Annotated in this window: 14 protein-coding genes and 1 riboswitch; of the genes, 12 read left to right on the top strand and 2 right to left on the bottom strand. The window is 46.3% G+C overall.

Annotated features, from left to right (window positions below):
* Nucleotides 1-32 precede the first annotated feature (32 nt).
* The 5 genes from AWU56_RS05110 to AWU56_RS05130 are packed head-to-tail and all read left to right on the top strand — an operon-like array spanning nucleotide 33 to nucleotide 5,525.
* Complete coding sequence (locus tag AWU56_RS05110; protein WP_006955470.1) at nucleotides 33-2,000, top strand: PAS domain-containing sensor histidine kinase; 1,968 nt, start codon at nucleotides 33-35, stop codon at nucleotides 1,998-2,000.
* Nucleotides 2,000-2,830, top strand: a complete 831-nt coding sequence (locus AWU56_RS05115) for an AAA family ATPase (protein WP_006955469.1) — start codon at nucleotides 2,000-2,002, stop codon at nucleotides 2,828-2,830. Before AWU56_RS05110 ends, AWU56_RS05115 begins: the two co-directional genes overlap by 1 nt.
* Entirely contained in the window at nucleotides 2,820-3,989 is a 1,170-nt protein-coding gene (locus AWU56_RS05120; protein WP_272978430.1) for a vWA domain-containing protein, read from the top strand. Before AWU56_RS05115 ends, AWU56_RS05120 begins: the two co-directional genes overlap by 11 nt.
* Entirely contained in the window at nucleotides 3,986-5,356 is a 1,371-nt protein-coding gene (locus AWU56_RS05125; RefSeq protein ID WP_286681929.1) for a phospholipase D family protein, read from the top strand. The genes AWU56_RS05120 and AWU56_RS05125 overlap by 4 nt, the downstream gene beginning before the upstream one ends.
* A gap of 1 nt (nucleotide 5,357) precedes the next feature.
* Entirely contained in the window at nucleotides 5,358-5,525 is a 168-nt protein-coding gene (locus AWU56_RS05130; protein WP_286681930.1) for a DUF2256 domain-containing protein, read from the top strand.
* On the opposite strand, the gene AWU56_RS05135 is transcribed toward AWU56_RS05130, so the two are convergent.
* Together AWU56_RS05135 and AWU56_RS05140 are read right to left on the bottom strand one after the other, a co-directional pair.
* Nucleotides 5,522-7,330, bottom strand: a complete 1,809-nt coding sequence (locus AWU56_RS05135) for a DUF885 domain-containing protein (protein ID WP_286681931.1) — start codon at nucleotides 7,328-7,330, stop codon at nucleotides 5,522-5,524. The two genes, AWU56_RS05130 and AWU56_RS05135, sit on opposite strands and share 4 nt — an antisense overlap.
* 2 nt (nucleotides 7,331-7,332) lie before the next feature.
* A complete protein-coding gene (locus AWU56_RS05140; RefSeq protein WP_286681932.1) occupies nucleotides 7,333-10,332 on the bottom strand; it encodes a ligand-binding sensor domain-containing diguanylate cyclase in 3,000 nt (999 codons plus the stop codon).
* A 57-nt stretch (nucleotides 10,333-10,389) separates the two neighbouring features.
* On the opposite strand from AWU56_RS05140, the gene AWU56_RS05145 reads away from it, so the two are divergent.
* The 7 genes from AWU56_RS05145 to AWU56_RS05175 all read left to right on the top strand — a co-directional run bounded on the left by AWU56_RS05145 (nucleotide 10,390) and on the right by AWU56_RS05175 (nucleotide 17,820).
* Nucleotides 10,390-11,442: an NAD(P)-dependent alcohol dehydrogenase gene (locus AWU56_RS05145; RefSeq protein WP_006955463.1), complete on the top strand. Its 1,053-nt coding sequence runs from the start codon at nucleotides 10,390-10,392 to the stop codon at nucleotides 11,440-11,442.
* Between the two features lie 82 nt (nucleotides 11,443-11,524).
* Entirely contained in the window at nucleotides 11,525-12,616 is a 1,092-nt protein-coding gene (locus AWU56_RS05150; protein WP_286681933.1) for a GGDEF domain-containing protein, read from the top strand.
* A riboswitch (Lysine riboswitch) is annotated at nucleotides 12,610-12,779 on the top strand. Its footprint overlaps the gene before it by 7 nt.
* Nucleotides 12,780-12,845: 66 nt before the next feature.
* Nucleotides 12,846-14,228, top strand: a complete 1,383-nt coding sequence (gene lysC, locus AWU56_RS05155; protein WP_286681934.1) for a lysine-sensitive aspartokinase 3 — start codon at nucleotides 12,846-12,848, stop codon at nucleotides 14,226-14,228.
* 96 nt (nucleotides 14,229-14,324) lie between these two features.
* Entirely contained in the window at nucleotides 14,325-15,125 is an 801-nt protein-coding gene (locus tag AWU56_RS05160) for an undecaprenyl-diphosphate phosphatase (protein ID WP_006955459.1), read from the top strand.
* Between the two features lie 32 nt (nucleotides 15,126-15,157).
* Nucleotides 15,158-16,003, top strand: a complete 846-nt coding sequence (locus AWU56_RS05165; RefSeq protein ID WP_286681935.1) for an ion transporter — start codon at nucleotides 15,158-15,160, stop codon at nucleotides 16,001-16,003.
* Entirely contained in the window at nucleotides 15,978-16,679 is a 702-nt protein-coding gene (locus tag AWU56_RS05170) for a M48 family metallopeptidase (RefSeq protein WP_286681936.1), read from the top strand. The genes AWU56_RS05165 and AWU56_RS05170 overlap by 26 nt, the downstream gene beginning before the upstream one ends.
* Complete coding sequence (locus tag AWU56_RS05175; protein ID WP_286681937.1) at nucleotides 16,648-17,820, top strand: alpha-hydroxy acid oxidase; 1,173 nt, start codon at nucleotides 16,648-16,650, stop codon at nucleotides 17,818-17,820. Before AWU56_RS05170 ends, AWU56_RS05175 begins: the two co-directional genes overlap by 32 nt.
* Nucleotides 17,821-17,828 lie beyond the last annotated feature (8 nt).

The following is a 17,828-nucleotide window of genomic DNA, read 5'->3' on the forward strand; positions in this document are numbered from 1 at the left end:
GCATTGAGTTGTGATATGCGACGCGTGAGTAAATGAAAGAAACATTGAGTGTACCTAACCCCGAGCAGATCGGTAATCAAAACTTTGCAGAGTTACTTGCTGCGGGCAACAGTGTGTGCTTGTTTGTCTGGCAAGACTCGGAACTGTGGCCGGTGCGTTATGTGTCGGATAATGTTGAGTCCATCTTTGGTTACAATAAACAGCAGTTTATCGACCGCGAAGTTCATTTTAAGTTTCTTATACATGAGGATGACTTACCTCGTGTCAATGAGGAAGTTAAACGCTTAAAAAGCGGCGAAACGGGTTTTCGTATCACACACAATGATTATCGCATTAAGCATAAAAATGGACGTCATGTATGGGTATCCGATACCACGATTATAAAAATGGATACTGATGACGGCGTGCCATTATTATTTGGCTATTTAATCGACATTACGGAGCGCAAAGAGTTAGAGATAAAATTAGAAACTGAGCGTAATCGGTTACAATTGCTACTCGACGCGACTCGACTCGGCACCTGGGAATGGAATCCTCAATCTAACTTAACTTCTTTCAACGACCGATGGGCGCAGATTTTCGGCTGGTCACGAGAGGAAATAGAGCAAAGTCCATATAGTTGGTCAAGCCGACTTCACCCAGATGACTATGACCGCGTATGGCGAGCGGTTAAAGATCATCTGGATGGAATTACACCGTTTTATGAGAGCCAACATCGCATTCGCCACCGTGACGGACATTACGTTTATGTTCTTGACAGAGGTCGTGTCATTGAGCGGGATGAACACGGAAAAGCAACGCGCTACGCCGGAACGGTAACGGACGTCACTGAACAAAAGCAGGCAGAAATTAATGCGCGTCGTGCGGCCAGTGCTAAGAATGTATTTTTAGCCAATATGTCCCATGAAGTGAGGACACCGTTACATGGTATTTTGGGCTTAGTCAGTGTGCTCGAGAATACTGCTTTGGATACTCATCAACATCAATTACTCATGACCGTTAAAGAGAGCGGTGATCATTTGCTACAGATGCTCAATGATTTATTGGATCTAACACGCTCAGAAGAAGGTCAGTTGAAGCTTAATAAAGACGTGTTAGAGCTAGCGCGGATTCTGCAACACATTGAGTCGATGTATCGTGCGCCAATCGAAGAAAAGGGTGTGAAGTTTATTATTCATCACAGCCAAGTGTTGCCCGAACGGATTTTTAGTGATCGCGCGCGACTGATACAAATATTGACAAACCTGCTGAACAACGCCGTTAAGTTCACTGAACAAGGCACTATTATGCTGTCGATTGACTGGTCTGTCGATCCAGCCACAACGACTCAAACGCAAGCGCAGGGCGAGTTGCTGATTAAAGTACGTGACACAGGTGCGGGTATTCGTGACACACAACGTATTTGGCAACTCTTTGAACAAGAACATCAAGGCTTAAGTAAAAAGCAAAGCGGCAGCGGGCTTGGCTTAGCCATCGTACGAAACTTAGTACAGCTATTAGATGGTGAAATTGAAGTCGATAGTGAGCCGAATCGGGGGACATGTTTTAGTCTACGTCTACCCATGTATGCGGTTTATAGTGATGATGTTAATCACGAAGCGCTTGATAAGCCGAAACTACCTACGCTTGTGCCTCGCCGTATATTGATTGTGGATGACAATCCTATCAATCAGCTGATCGTGAGCGAGATGCTAACATCGCTCGATCAACATGTGACAAAAGTATCGAGTGGTCATGAGGCTGTTGAGATGCTAAAACAGAACACTGTCGATGTTGTTTTTATGGATCTTCATATGCCGACCATGGATGGTATTGAGACCACGTTAAAAATTCGTGACCTACCGATACATCAACCACATATTGTTGCATTGACCGCTAATGCATACCCTGAAACTCGCACTCACGCTCTGCGTTCAGGGATGGATGATTATTTGACAAAACCCTTTGTGAAAGCGGATTTAGCCAGAATTTTGAATCGACTTGATAAGGTTAAAAATTAATGAGTTTTAAAAGCACAGAGCATTACATCGTTTCTGATGACTTGTCACAGGCCGTAAACGCGGCGGTGACACTCGAAAAGCCGTTGCTACTAAAAGGAGAACCGGGTACCGGCAAGACTCGTTTAGCAATCGAACTTGCGGAGTCACTTGATGCGCCATTTTTGCAGTGGAACATCAAGTCGACGACAAAAGCACAACAAGGCCTTTACGAGTACGATGCAGTCTCGCGCTTACGTGATAGTCAGCTGGGTAGCGACAAAGTACATGACATTTCAAACTACATTAAGCCGGGCAAGTTGTGGCAAGCCTTTAGCGCCGAAAAACGTCCTGTATTATTGATAGATGAAATTGATAAGGCCGATATTGAGTTTCCTAACGATCTATTACAAGAACTCGATCAAATGGCTTTTCACGTCTATGAGACCGGGGAGCAGGTCGAGGCAAAACAGCGACCTATCGTTATTATCACGTCTAATAATGAAAAAACATTACCCGACGCTTTCTTACGTCGCTGCTTTTTTCATTATATCCAATTTCCGGATGAAGTTACGTTGGCTGAGATCGTGAAAGTTCATTTTCCAAACCTGCAAGCTCGATTACTTGATGAGGCACTCGCGGTATTTTTTGGTGTGCGCTCGATATCAGGTTTAAAGAAGAAACCGTCAACGTCGGAGTTACTGGATTGGTTGCGTTTATTGCTAACCGAAGATATTTCACCCGAGCAACTTGCTGAGTATCGCGAGCGTCCATCTGTGTTGCCGTTAGCCGGTGCACTGTTGAAACATGAGCAAGATATCGAATTGATCGAGCGGGCGTCTCGTGCTTATTGAGTTTTACTTTACGCTTCGAAAACACGGCCTAAAAACCTCTATCACTGAGTATCTCACGTTGCTCGAAGCGTTAGAGAAAAAAGTGATTTGGGGGAGTATCGATGACTTTTATCGATTATCGAGAGTTATATTGGTCAAAGATGAACGTTTTTTTGATCGATTTGACCGCGCCTTTTCCGAGTACATCGATAAAGTCGTCGATGTGGATGTGGCCGAACGTATCCCAGAGGACTGGCTGAATAACCCGCTGATGCGAAATCTATCCGAAGAGGATAAACAGAAGCTAAACCAGTTAGGTGGCTTAGACGAGCTAATGAAGGCCTTTAAGGAGCGGTTAAAGGAGCAGCAGTCTCGGCATCAAGGTGGCAACAAATGGATAGGTACTGGAGGTACTTCGCCGTTTGGCGCCTACGGTTATCATCCAAACGGTATTCGTATTGGGCAAGAGGGGAACCGAAATCGAAGTGCAGCCAAAGTATGGGATAAACGAGAATTCCGTGATTTAGACGAGCATGCTGCATTAGAGCAACGCTCATATCAACTGGCTTTGCGGTCCTTGCGTCAGTTCGCAAGAACGGGAGCTCAGACCGAGTTGGATCTTGAAGCAACAATCCGAGCGACAAGTAAAAAAGGTGGGCTGCTGGATCTGCAATGGCAAGCTGAACGACACAATGCCGTAAATGTGTTGTTACTGTTGGATATTGGTGGCTCGATGGATGATCACATCTACGAGGTCGAGCAACTTTTTACAGCACTGAAGGGCGAGTTTCATAACCTCGAACGCTTCTATTTTCATAATTGTGTTTATGAAGGCGTCTGGCATGACAACGCGCGTCGGCGTTCAAGCTTTGTTAGCACCGAATCTCTGATTAAACGGTTCGGTGAGGATTACCGACTTATCATTGTTGGGGATGCAACCATGGGGCCCTATGAAATTGCATTCTCCGGTGGGAGTGTTGAGCACTGGAACGAGGAGCCCGGAAAGGTCTGGTTAGAGCGTCTGTTGGCTCGATTTGAGCGCGCAGTATGGCTCAACCCTCAGCCTGAAAGTCATTGGAAGTACTACCCCTCTATTCAGATGATCGATGAGATCATGTCCGGACGGATGGAAGCACTGACACTGGCGGGAATCCAGCAGGCAATCGAGCACCTGCGATGAAACAGCACAACCAGTTTGCTTTGCTTGATGATGCCCGAGAAAGTCTACGCCAACGCGTTGCGCTCATCCGCATGGCTTCGCACTCAATCAAGCTGCAATATTACATGTGGCGCGATGATGCCAGTGGCTTAACGCTGTTGAATGAGTGCAAACTGGCATCTGAGCGTGGCGTGAAGGTTTATTTGCTGTTGGATGATTTTACGAGTAAGCCAACCGAACAGTTGTTACGTGATCTCAGTCAGCATCCGAACTTTCGAGTTAAGTTGTTTAACCCCTTAGTTCATCGCAAACTGCGCTGGCTTAATTACTTTACTGACTTTCGACGCGTTAATCGACGCATGCACAATAAGGCGTTCATTGTCGATGACTGCTATGCCATCGTGGGTGGTCGCAATATTGGTGACGAGTACTTTGGAACCCATGCAGGGCAGCTATTTTCAGATTTAGATGTACTCGTCAAGGGTGATTGCGTGAGCGCTATTGCTGAGGACTGGTCGAACTATTGGCAGTGTGATCTCGCTGTGTCGATTGACAATATATCGGGTCGCAGTCGGACCGAGGCGTTTATTGCGCGTTGGCAGCAATTCAGTAAACAAGCCCATGCAGAGCAACTGAATGAGTATGTATTCGGTGGTCTCGCTGACGAGGATCTCGATTTAAGTCGATTAACCTGGCATTCGGCAGAAGCCCAATGGATTAGTGATGATCCGTACAAAGCATCAATGTCACGCAAGCCATCGCGTTTAGTGGTTCAACAAATGGTTAAGGTGTTGAGTCGTGCAAAACAACAGGTTCGTATGGTTTCGCCTTACTTTGTGCCAACGCAAAATGGTGTTCAACAGATTGAAGCGATGCTCGAGCAAGGTATTCAGTTTCAAGTACTAACGAACTCGTTAGCAGCAACAGATGTACCCGCAGTACATGCGGGTTATCAACGGCGTCGGCGACGCCTGCTAACCGCGGGTGTAAAACTATACGAAATACGGCGCACTGAAGAATCTCCCCAAAATCGGGTGTTGCCCTATTTTCGTCGCTCAGCGACAAGTTTGCATGCTAAGACGGTGACTGTTGATGAGCGTTCGGTCTTCGTTGGTTCGTTCAATTTTGACCCACGGTCAGCACAAATTAATACCGAAGCGGGCCTCATTATCGAATCGCCAAGTCTGGCAAAACGCATCATCGAGATATTTGATCATGAATTACCGCTGCGGGCGTATCAAGTTAGGTTAAACCGTTTTTATAAACTTTATTGGGTGGATCGCAGTCATGTTCCGGTCAAACGTATTTATCGTGAACCTGATGCCGGCTGGCGACGTCGGTTTGTTGTATGGCTTACCGCTCGACTCCCCGTTGATCATTTACTTTAACATGGCACATAAAAAATCTAATTTACCCACCAAATGCTGTGCCCATTGTCATCGACCCTTTACGTGGAGAAAGAAATGGGAGCGCGATTGGGAACAGGTTAAGTACTGCTCGAAACGCTGTGCTAGGCTGGCACGCCGCGCGGCGCGCCAGCAGTCGGATGAGGATTAAAGTTGCTGCGCTATCCATAGACGAACTTTCTTCTCGAGTAAAAATAGAGGCAGTGCGCCATCTTCAAGCACGATGCGATGAAAACGCTTGATATCGAATTTAGGACCGAGCTTTTGTTCTGCCATGCGTCGTAACTCTGCGATTTTCAACTGACCTATTTTATAAGCGAGGGCTTGCCCCGGTAACGCCATGAAGCGCTCTGCCTCTGAAACAGCCCGTGCTTTTGCTACTGGAGCATTATCGTACATGTAGTCGAGCACTTGCTGGCGGGTCCAACCTTTATCATGAATGCCGGTGTCAGTAACTAAACGAATAGACCGCCAGAGCTCAGCCGCTAACGCACCAAATCGCTGATAAGGATCTTGGTACAATCCCAGCTCATCGCCTAACGATTCAGCATAGAGACCCCAGCCTTCGGTATATGCTGTTTGTCGACCGTACTTACGGAATAGCGGTAAGTCCTCCAATTCTTGCTGAATACTAATTTGGAAATGATGTCCCGGTGCTGCCTCGTGCAAAAATAGAGCGGTTTTTGCCCACGTGGGGCGAGAGGGAAGATCGTACGTATTTAGGTAAAATATAGCAGGGCGCGTGTTCCCCCTCGGTGCAGATTGATAACTACCGGAACTGGCTGACTGCTCGCGGAAGCGTTCAACGGGTCTCACTTCGTAGTCCGCTTGCGGGAAAATATTAAATAGTTTCGGCACACGCGCGTCCACTTTTGCGCGGAGAGCACGGTAGTCTTCCAGCATGGCTTGACGACTTGGGTAAATAAATTGTTCGTCGTTGGTCATGAAGTTAAAGAATGCTTTTAAATCACCCTGAAAGTCGATTTCAGTCATTATTTGACGCATTTCATCATGAATACGCGCGACTTCTTGCTTACCGAGTTGGTGAACCTTGTCGGCACTGATATCGATTGATGTATTGACTTTGATTTGGTGCTGATACCATGCTTTACCGTTTGGAAGCTGACCAATTCCGAAACTGTTGGTGCGTGTGTGAGGTAAGTATTCTTGCTCTAAATAGTCTGCTAAGCGTTGATAGGCGGGAATAACTTCGTTATTCAATATGTTGGCGTATTGAGTGCGGAACGCTTCCTGTTGTTGCTCCGATAACGTATCTGGAAACTGGTCAATGGGGCGCCAGAAAATACTTTCTTTAACATCATTAACTTGCTGAGCTCGGATTTGTGTTATTGATTTTTTGATGAGTACCTGAGGTTGAACAATACCTGTTTCTACGCCTTCTTTCATATTTGCGATAGCTTGATCAAATATGACAGGGATCTGATGCATCCGCTTTGCCCAATTGGCATAGTCTTCAGCATCATTAAATGGTTGAGCCGAGTCACCTGAACCAAGCATCGCATATTGATTTGCCAGATTATAAAACTGGTTAATCGGGATCAGGTGCGAAGGAAACGCAAACCCTGCGATGGCGTTAATGCGGTCCTGACGAAATATTTGATAGCTAATTTTCTGCTTTTCAGTTAATGAGTCGATATCAATAGAATCGATTTTATCTAGGTATGTCTGCTCTAACTGGCGTTGTTTTTTACGGTGGGCTGGTGACAAAAAATTAGGCAGTTTGTCGTTATAGCCTTCGCGCCCGATATACGTCGCCGTGAGAGGATTTAAATCGAGATTTTCGGTAAAATACCCTTGATAAATTTCATTGAGCTTCTCTGACATTGAGACGCTTTTGACCGACACTTTGGTGTTAGCGTTTTGCTCATGAGTGGTGGCGTCGCCGCAACCAGCGAGCAGCCCGACCACCGTCAACGCGATAAGTGACTTTTTCATATTTAGGCTAACTCCGTTCTATTTCTACCACTTTGCTTGGCTTTATATAACGCTTTATCAGCAGCTACTAACAGCGCACTGTGATTAGGGTAATGTTCGCTCGAGGCCACGCCAATACTCACTGTCACAGCTAGCTCATCGGCAAGATGTTGATAAGATGTGTCCTCTATCCGCTGACGAATTCGTTCGGCTGCTTGTAGCGCTTCTTTAGCGGTTGTCTCGGGCATTAACAATGCAAACTCTTCGCCGCCCCAGCGCGCAATGTAGTCTATATCTCTTAACATGTTGCTTAATAGCGCCGAGAGCTCTATCAGTACTTGGTCACCGATCACATGTAAAAAACGGTCATTAATAGATTTGAAGTGATCGACGTCGATAATAGCAAGCGATAGAGGCTGTTCCGATCGCTCACAACGTTTAAATTCATACTGAAGCTGCTCATCAAATGCTCGCCGATTACCTAACTGAGTCAGTGAGTCTTGACGTGCAAGCCCTTTAAGCTCTTTGGTTTTTTCGGCAACCATCAGCTCGAGTTGAGCCCGTTGGTTGTTCAAAAAGCGAATTCGTGCTCGCACTAATATAGTTGCCGCCAATCCCAAGGCAAAAATGATAGATAGCCAAAACCATGATTGTTGCCAGGGATGTTCAGAACGAGTGAAGGCGAAGCTGACGGGGTCACTCCAAGCACCTCCTGGATACGCAGCGCGGACCTGAAATACGTAATCATTGGCGGGTAAGGACGTATATTCAGATGTGGTCATTGAACCGCGAGCAAGCCAATTATCATCGAAACCCACAAGGCGAACTTGATATTCGATGTGGTCGGCCATGAGGTATCCTAATCCGGCGTAATTGACTACAAGGCGTTGCGTATCCGCCGGTATATGGCCTCCATAAGTCACTCGCTCGCCGTCGGCTGTCACGGATGAAATAACCGCGGGTGGGGCGACCTGTACCATCGATTTCAAATCGGAGGGTGCAATCGACGATACGCCACGCGCAGTGCTCATCCATACTCGTCCCGTACTACTGCGTATCATTGCGGGGCTGCCACTGTTAATTTGTGAACTCCCCATACCATCGACTTCGGTAAAGCGTTGATAGGTCAGTTTATCGATCTTGCCATTGAGAAAGTCATCAAATACATCATGGGCAATAAACAGGGCGCCACGGTTAGAACCTAACCAAATGTTTGCATCCCCATCAAAGGCCATGGACATATAGTTATCCAATGGTAATCCTTGATCTCGGTTAATGATGCCCCAGGTATCATTCTTTTGATGGTGATATATTAGACCTCGATCGGTAGCGAGAAAAACGTAAGGACCTTTCAGACTAATTTGAAAGGTTAACTGGGCGTCATTCAAGCCACTGAAATCAAGCTTATTAATCTTAAACGAATGATCTGATGACGCGGCTAAGTCAATGACAGAAACACCACTGACTGAGGCAACCCAAAGTTCATCGCCAATGACCCGGAGCGTGGTGATGTAATTATTTTGCAGTCCATCTCGGGTCGTTATTAATTTTGACTGCCAGCCGTTGGCTGTCTTCACTAGTTGGGTAACCCCAATCGGCGTACCGAGGAATACACCATATTGTTCTGACGTCGCGATGGCACGCACTTCTTCTGATTTAAGAACATTATCGGTAGTTAAGTGGTCGGTAACACGTTCACCATCCCAGATGAATAATCCATTGGTATAGGTACCAATGGCCAGTTGCCCTTGATAATCAGCAAACGACAAAACAGATTGATTTGCCAAAGGGTGAGGGGGGTTAAAGGTTGCGAGACGTGACTCGTTGACGGTACTTATGCCGTTGCTTGTTCCAACGTATAGTTGGTTTTTATATTCATAAACCGACCTTACAAAGTCGCCAGCAAGACCGTTATGAGATTGCATCGTGGTGAACAATGAACGCCGAAACTGCATGAGACCACCGTGGGTCGATACCCAAACACTCCCTTCTTGGTCCTCAAGAATATCTAAGACGTGGTTATTGGGGAGTCCATTAGCCGTAGTAACTTGCTGCAATTCGCCATTGTACAGACGCAATACGCCATTACGGTAGGTCCCTAACCACAGAGCTCCGTCTCTTGTACGATTGATCGCGCTAATGGTGTAATTAATATTTGGCAACAACTGTTTAAATTCAAATGTATTAGGTTGTTGTTGGTAAACCCCGTTGCCGGTGCCAATCAAGAGCTGACCATCCGTATCGAGAAAAAGTTTCCGAATACGGTCAGCGGGAATTCCTTCGATGACTTTAAACCGTGTTGAACCCGCAGGCTTGACCGCCAGCCCGGCAGACGTTGCCGCCCATAAATTGCTTTTGTCATCAATACGTGCTTGATAGACGTTATTTGAGGGTAAGCCATTTTCGGTAGTAAATTGCGATACACGTTCATTATTTTCGTACGTGAGCAAGCCTTGTTCGCTACTTGAGACCCAAATTGTGCAGTGCGCGTCGATTTCTACTTCGTTGACAAATGGAGGTGCAGGCTCAAGTGGAAGCCAGCGGTTGTCATGAAAGCGGCTAAGTCCTCCGCGCGCACCCGCAACGTAGATACTATCGTCGCACGGATTGAGCGCAATTGAGAAAATACCGATGTCGGGTAATCCAGTAATGCGTATATCATCGTAGATCTCAAAGTCTTTGCCGTTGAAGCGGACCGGGCCTTGCCAAGTTCCAAACCAGAGAAAGCCTTGCTTATCCTGTGCAATGGCATTTATCGAGTTGTGGGGCAAACCATCGCGGGTTGTCCAAGTCTGACGAGTCATATAGTGAATTGACTGATCGACCGGCAGATCGAACTGCGTCGTATTGATGGAAGGATCAGTCGGTGCGCTATGCGCGAAGCTGCCTATGCTAAGAATTGAAACAGCGGTAACGAGTGAAATGATTTTAAGCTTACTGAGCATCACGTGTTTGAGCATTTTGTCACGACTTTGAAGGTTGCTGACATCCAAATGGTACGTGAATTGTAAATTGATTACCATTACTTACAACATTCGTAATAGCTGAATCTAAATTTATATCAACTTTGGAGATAAAGCATGACTAAATCTTATGCGGCTCAATCTGAAAACTCAGGTATGGCTCCCCATACTATTGAACGGCGTGAGCCTCGAGCAGATGACGTAGCCATCGATATTCTGTATTGCGGTGTTTGTCACACGGATATTCACTACGTACAGAATGACTGGGGTGGAACGATTTACCCAGTGGTTCCCGGTCATGAAATAATTGGTCGCGTAACGGCTGTCGGTAAGGATGTTAAAGACTATAAAGAAGGCGACATTGTTGGTGTTGGCTGTATGGTTGACTCTTGTCGTAGCTGTGAGGCATGTGATCAAGGGTTAGAGCAATATTGCTTGAGTGGCATGGTGCCGACTTACAACGGTGAGGACAAGCATGATGGCTCAATTACCTACGGCGGCTACTCAGAAAATGTTGTTGTCAGTGACCGTTTTGTTGTTCGCGTTCCCGACAGCCTCGATCCTGCCAAGAGTGCTCCTTTGTTATGCGCAGGGATAACCACCTATTCTCCACTGCGTCACTATGGTGTTAAGCAGGGTGACAAAGTCGGCGTGATTGGAATGGGTGGCTTAGGTCACATGGGTGTAAAGTTCGCCAAAGCGATGGGCGCAGAAGTGACCCTCTTCACGCGCTCGGAAAGTAAAGTCAAAGAAGCTAAAAAGCAAGGCGCTGATCACGTTGTTATTTCGACTGATCCTGAACAAATGGAAGCGGTGGCAGAAACCTTTGACTTTATGCTTGATACCGTGCCTGTTCAGCATGATTTAAATCCGTATTTGAATTGTCTGAAATTTGATGGAACGCATATTTTGGTCGGCTTGCTTGAGCCAGTAGATCCCGCATTACAGGCAGGGCAGCTGGTAATGAAGCGTCGTGTACTTGCAGGATCGCTGATTGGTGGAATGCCAGAAACCCAAGAAATGTTGGACTTCTGTGGCGAACATGGCATTCACTGTGATGTAGAAATGCTTGATATCAAGAATATTAACGAAGCCTTCGAAAGAATGAAAAAAGGTGATGTCAAATATCGTTTTGTTATTGACATGGATACGCTAAAACAATCCGCTTGATTGAGTTAATCGATTCCAAAAAAGATTGACGGGTGTTTATTTTTCCGTCAATCTTTTTTATTTGGGCGGTTAATCAATCTGAGTGAAAAAATTACTTCGTCCTACATATATCATCGATAAGCTTGATCCTAATTATCGCCGCAGCCAACTGTTACAAGCGTGCTTGATGATGGGGGTCGGCGCACTGTGTCTACTGGCGGTAATAAATTTAGCTGTATTCGGTGACCCGGTACTCGCTCTGCTTGATGCGTTGGGTGCGGTTATTGCGGCGAGCCTGCTGTACCTTGTTAAACGGAAGCGATTACTAGAGCTGGTAAGTTGGCTTTTTGTTCTCACTCTGGGATTATTGATCACTGCGTTTTTATCATTGGCGGCTGGAAGTAATAATGGCTACTTATGGACCGCTGTTTTTCCTCCTTTTGCGTTTTTTCTTTTAGGTAAGACACGGGGTTTTTGGTTAACCGTTGTCTTTTTTACTATCTTCCTGATTCAGCTCTACATCAGCATTTTCGTTAAACAAGTGCCTTACTTATCACTCGGCGGCTTTTTAAATACGCTCGAGGTATTTGTTATTAGTCTTCTTTTGTACCGTTTTTATGAAAAGACGCGAACCGAGGCCAATGAGTTATTACAAGAACAAAGTATTCGCTTAGAAAAAATGGCGAAGACGGATAAACTGACACAGTTGTATAACCGACAGTATCTCGACGTAACGCTATTCAGTTTATATAAAGAGCGTCGGGCATTACCTATTTCTGTCCTATTACTCGATGTTGATTTATTTAAAAGAATTAACGATGAACACGGCCACCTGTTTGGTGACGAAGTGCTCGTCAAAATGGCTCAAAGTCTCACTGAGGTCGTTCGTGATGACGATGTTGTCGGCCGTTGGGGAGGTGAAGAATTTCTAATCATCGCTCCGAACACCTCAAAAAGTGATGCTTTAGGACTCGCGGAACGCGTTCGCCGTAGTCTGAATATGTCAATTACTGAATCGGTAACGACCAGTGTGAGCATCGGTGTATCGAGTGCTGACAGAGTTAAGAGCCCAGAAGAGTTAATCTCACAAGCCGATCGAGCGTTGTATCAAGCAAAGTCAAATGGTCGTAACCAGGTTTGTAGTTTCATTTCGGCAGTTGAATCTCATCAACGAACGATTAATAATAAGGTTTAGGAAGAGGCGCGATAGCTAGGTAGCATTTCTTGATAAGTTCCAACACTTAAGAAATGTGAGGGAGTTTTTCGCCGAGGTAACTGAGCGGTTGGATGCTTAGTTATCGGCTGTTGGGTTTGAACACCTGCAGTTGTCACCAAACGGGTGGAGAGCTTCTGGCTGCAGTATTGAGAATCCTCATCATGTACCAAGCTCTCTGAACATTGTTGTAAGTTGTTCAGAGGATCAAATGACTAATCCCCAACATACATTTCGAGTTGCAAAATTTGGTGGAACCAGTGTCGCTAATTATTCGGCAATATGCGCCGCGGTTGCCAACGTAAAATCACAAAACCAACCTATCTTAGTGGTCGTAAGTGCATGTGCTGGCGTTACCGACCGGCTAGTGATGCTCGCTAACGAGTCTGACAATGTGGAGTCTATATTGTCTGAGATAGTGCATCGACATACAGAGATCGCCGATGAATTATCCCGTTTAAACAGAGGCGGCGCGGTGGAGAAGCAATTAGCGCTTGATGACTTGCATAACCGACTGAGACAACATGTGGCGCGCAGACCTACTCCCCATGATGCTTCGTTTGTCGCGTGGCGAGACCAGCTTTTGAGTTTTGGTGAGTATTGTTCAAGCCTACTATTTAGCTGGGCTTGGGAAGCGAAAACAGAACAACCGAGTGCAGTACTTGAGGCGAAAACTTGGCTCTTTACCGACAGTCGATACGGTCGAGCGAGACCGCAGCTTAAAGCGATGATAGAAAAAGCACCACAATGGCTTAAAACCTTAGAGCCTGGTCGGCTCTATGTAACTCAGGGCTTTATCGGAAAAAATGAGAGGGGTCAAACAACAACCCTGGGACGCGGCGGTAGTGACTATTCAGCAGCGTTGCTCGCGGTTGTCGTCCAAGCTCAAGAGTTACAAGTTTGGACCGATGTGGCGGGCGTGTATTCGACGGATCCAAGACTATGTTCAGATGCTTTTGCAATCGCTGAAATGAGCTTTGATGAAGCGGCTGAAATGGCGACTTTTGGCGCTAAAGTTTTACATCCTGCGAGCTTATTGCCTGCTATTGAGTATCAGATACCGGTATTTGTCGGGCATGCGGCGTATCCTGCTCGTGGCGGAACTCGTTTGGTAAAGAACAGTACTCATAAACCCGATGTTAGGGCGGTCGCAGTCCGTAGACAGCAGACTTTGATGACCGTACATAGCATTGATATGTTTCATGCTTCGGGTTTTCTCGCGCAGTTGTTTTCGATTTTCGCTAAGTACGATATTAGTGTTGACCTGATCACGACTTCAGAAGTAAGTATTGCGCTCACGTTAGATGAGGGAGGTAGTCAAGCTAATCACGCGGTATCTGTGCCAGCCGCAGCCATCGCAGAGATTGAACTGTTTGCTAAAGTTGAACTTGAGTACAACTTAACGCTCATAGCACTTATAGGTAATCAAATTGGTCGTCAGTCCCAGCTCAGCCAATGGGTGTTTGATGCCGTCGCACCAACACCCGTGCGGCTTATTTGCCAGGGTGCCAGTGAATTTAACCTGTGTTTTCTTATTCCAGAGAGGGATACGATTGACGTGGTCACGCGATTACATGCGCGCATTAAGCGATAAGAGACCGAAAATTTATTCTTTCGCTTATTAAATTAAAAGCGGTTGTGCGTATAATGCCTGCGAAAATGATAAAAACATCAGTTAGTAGGCATTAATATGGATCTTTTACACGCTATTTGGTTGGGGATATTACAAGGGATTACTGAGTTTTTACCCATCTCTAGTTCTGCTCACCTAATTTTGTTGCCCGTGCTTACAGGCTGGCAAGATCAAGGGGTTGCTTTTGATTTAGCGGTTCACGTGGGAACGTTGTTAGCCGTTATTGGCTATTTCCGCAAAGAGGTGGGGACTTTGCTTTTTGATGGCTTGCGTTCCATACCGAGAGGAAAACATGTTGGTGAGAGCAAACTTGCATGGATGGTCGTGATCGCGACCATTCCAGCGTGTGTAGCCGGCTATTTCCTGATTGATTACGTTGATTCGGTATTACGCGCCGTCGCAGTCATCATTACGACAACGGTCGTGTTTGCCGTATTGCTCGCGGTGGCGGATAAGTTTTGTCGCGGAACGCGAACACTCGATCAAATTGGTTTAAAAGACGCCATCATTGTCGGCTTATTTCAAGCCGTTGCTCTGATTCCTGGTACGTCTCGATCAGGGTCGACGATTACGGCAGGGCTATTTTTGGGAATGACGCGAGAAACAGCCTCAAAATTCTCGTTTTTCATGGCGATTCCTATCACTTTAGCAGCGGCAACCCTAAAATTAATGGATGTGGTCAGCGAGGATATATTGATCGATTGGACTGCATTCATGATAGGTACCTTGGCCTCATTTATAACGGCTATCACTGCAATTCACCTGTTTTTGAAATGGTTAAATCAAGTTGGTATGTGGCCTTACGTGATTTACCGTTTTCTACTGGCAGGCTATTTAGTTTGGGTTTTCTATCTGTAAACGTGTTTCGATATTTAAGGTAAAACAATCGTATGTATGAAGCACTAAAAGGGCGCTTAGCCGCGTTAAAGAACAACCGTTTATTTGAGTTTGCGGTGATTACCGTAATCATCATCTCGGCGTTGGAAATTGGTGCCAAAACTTACGAACTACCGAACTTGGTAAATACGATGCTGGTGGGCTTGGACTGGTTCATCACGGTTTTTTTTGTGGTTGAAATTACCATTCGGTTCATCGCCGATAGCGATAAAAAGCACTTCTTTAAAAATGGCTGGAACGTGTTCGATACGCTGGTAGTCGTGGTCAGTCTAATTCCAGTGAATGACTCTGAACTTGCCTTGTTGGCTCGCCTTGTGCGTGTATTCCGAGTGCTTCGAATGATATCGATCATTCCCGAATTACGAACGCTCATCACATCCTTGCTAAAAGCACTGCCGCAGATGGGTTACGTCGTATTGTTGATGTTCATTATCTTCTACATCTACGCTGCGCTGGGGAGTTATCTATTTAAAGATATTAATCCGTTCCTCTGGGAAAACATCGCACGTTCGATGCTTACTCTGTTCCGCGTGATGACGTTTGAAGACTGGACGGATATCCAATATGAGACGATGGAAGTCTATCCATGGAGTTGGCTGTTCTATATGACGTTCATTTTCTTGACCGCTTTTGCTTTTCTGAACATGGTGATCGGTATTGTTGTCAATGTAATGGACAAAGAAAGCCGACGTGAACTGCAAGCCTGTGAGCAAGAGCTTGAACAAAGTCGCGAGCAGCAGTTAAACGAGCAAATCGCTGGTTTACGGTCAGAGATCACCGAGTTAAAGCAGCTTATCGTCAAACAAGGTGGGCATGGAACAAGTAACGACGCCTCTTAAAGTTAACATTCTGCGTAAGCCGATAAAGCATATTTATTTGCGCTTACGCTCGGCTGATGAGTTAGAGGTGAGTGCACCTAAACGCTGTCCTCAAAAGTACATTGATGAACTCATTGCAGAGCGGCATGAATGGATTACACAACGTCGTGCACAGTTGCGTGATACGGCGCGCTCGCCCAGCGTGCCGTTACTCAGTACGGAGCGCGTGTTACTCGCGGGTCGCTGGTATCTATGCCAGGCTTGCCGAAACGCCAAGGCGGCTGGCCCTGAGGCTGATTTGGCGCTGTTCAACGTGACTGTACGGGGCGATAAGGGACTGACTGAACAACACGTCGAACGACAACTGCGCCGCTACTTAAGTGAGAGGATCACGGCACTCCTTACTTATTGGGAACCCTTGATGGGTGTCAAAGCAAGTTGTTTCGGCATCCGCAAAATGCATACACGATGGGGCACTTGTAACACAAGAACCGAGAAGATTTGGCTGAGCTTCCAATTAGTGCACTTTCCCTTGGAGTTGCTTGAGTACGTTGTTGTTCATGAGCTTACGCACTTATTTGAGCGCTACCATAACAGGCGTTTTTATGCGTTAATGGACTCATTTCTGCCGAATTGGCGTTCATTAAAACAACGTTTGAACCATTATGAGATACCCGATTACCCCAGCGGGCAGTGAGGATTTTAGGCAAGCTGCTAAGCGGCGTTTGCCACGTGCACTATTTGATTATATTGACGGCGGTGCATTCGCTGAACAAACCGCACACGCTAATGTCCATTCGTTTTCACGCTGGCGCTTACAACAACGTGTGCTGCGTGATGTTGAACATATAAACCTTGCGGTGAATCGACTGGGTCAATCTTATGCAGCGCCGCTTGCGCTAGGACCTGTTGGCTTAGCAGGCATGATGGCGCGTCGTGGCGAAACACAGGCATACCGAGCTGCTCAACACGAACACATTCCTTTCTGCGCATCCACCGTGTCACTGTGTGGTATTAATGAAATTCATCAGCACCGTGATACTCAGCCGGCATGGTTTCAATTATACATGATGCGCGATCGCGAATTTGTTGCACAGCTACTTGATCGCGTGCAAGCACAAGGTGTTGAAGTGCTCGTTGTGACGGTCGATTTGGCGGTGTTGGGTGTGCGCTATCGAGATGTCAGAAATGGCTTCGAATCAAGCACGGGGCTCGCTAAGTTAAAGCGATTCTATGACTTTGTATCACATCCCCAATGGTTATGGGACGTAGGCTTAAAAGGCGGCCCCCACGTTTTTGGTAATCTCACCGACGCGGTGCCCAACGCACGACAATTGACAGACTTCAAAAGCTGGGTCGACGCACAGTTTGATCCTCGTGTCACGTGGGATGATATTGCGTGGATTCGCTCCCGTTGGCCAGGCAAGTTAGTAGTCAAAGGCATCTTACATTCTGATGATGCACTGCAGGCTGTAAAAGTCGGTGCCGACGGTTTGATTATTTCTAATCATGGGGGGCGTCAACTCGATGGCGCGCCATGTCCGATTGATATATTACCCGAGATTAACCAACACTTATTGAATCAGGGATGTCGCGAACGCATTGAACTTTGGCTCGATGGCGGGCTGCGTAACCCACAGGATTTGTTAATTGCACTAGCGCTGGGCGCCGATGGTGGGCTATTAGGGCGTGCATGGATATACGCACTAGCTGGCTATGGCGAGTTTGGCGTGACACAACTACTGAAACAGTGGCAGAAAGCACTCTCCGTTAGCTTGGCGTTAATGGGGTGCAACGACATTAATCAACTCAATGAATCGCACTTAATAAGAAGCTAATAATAAGG

The organism is Idiomarina sp. T82-3 (assembly GCF_001577655.1).
GTDB lineage: Bacteria > Pseudomonadota > Gammaproteobacteria > Enterobacterales > Alteromonadaceae > Idiomarina > Idiomarina baltica.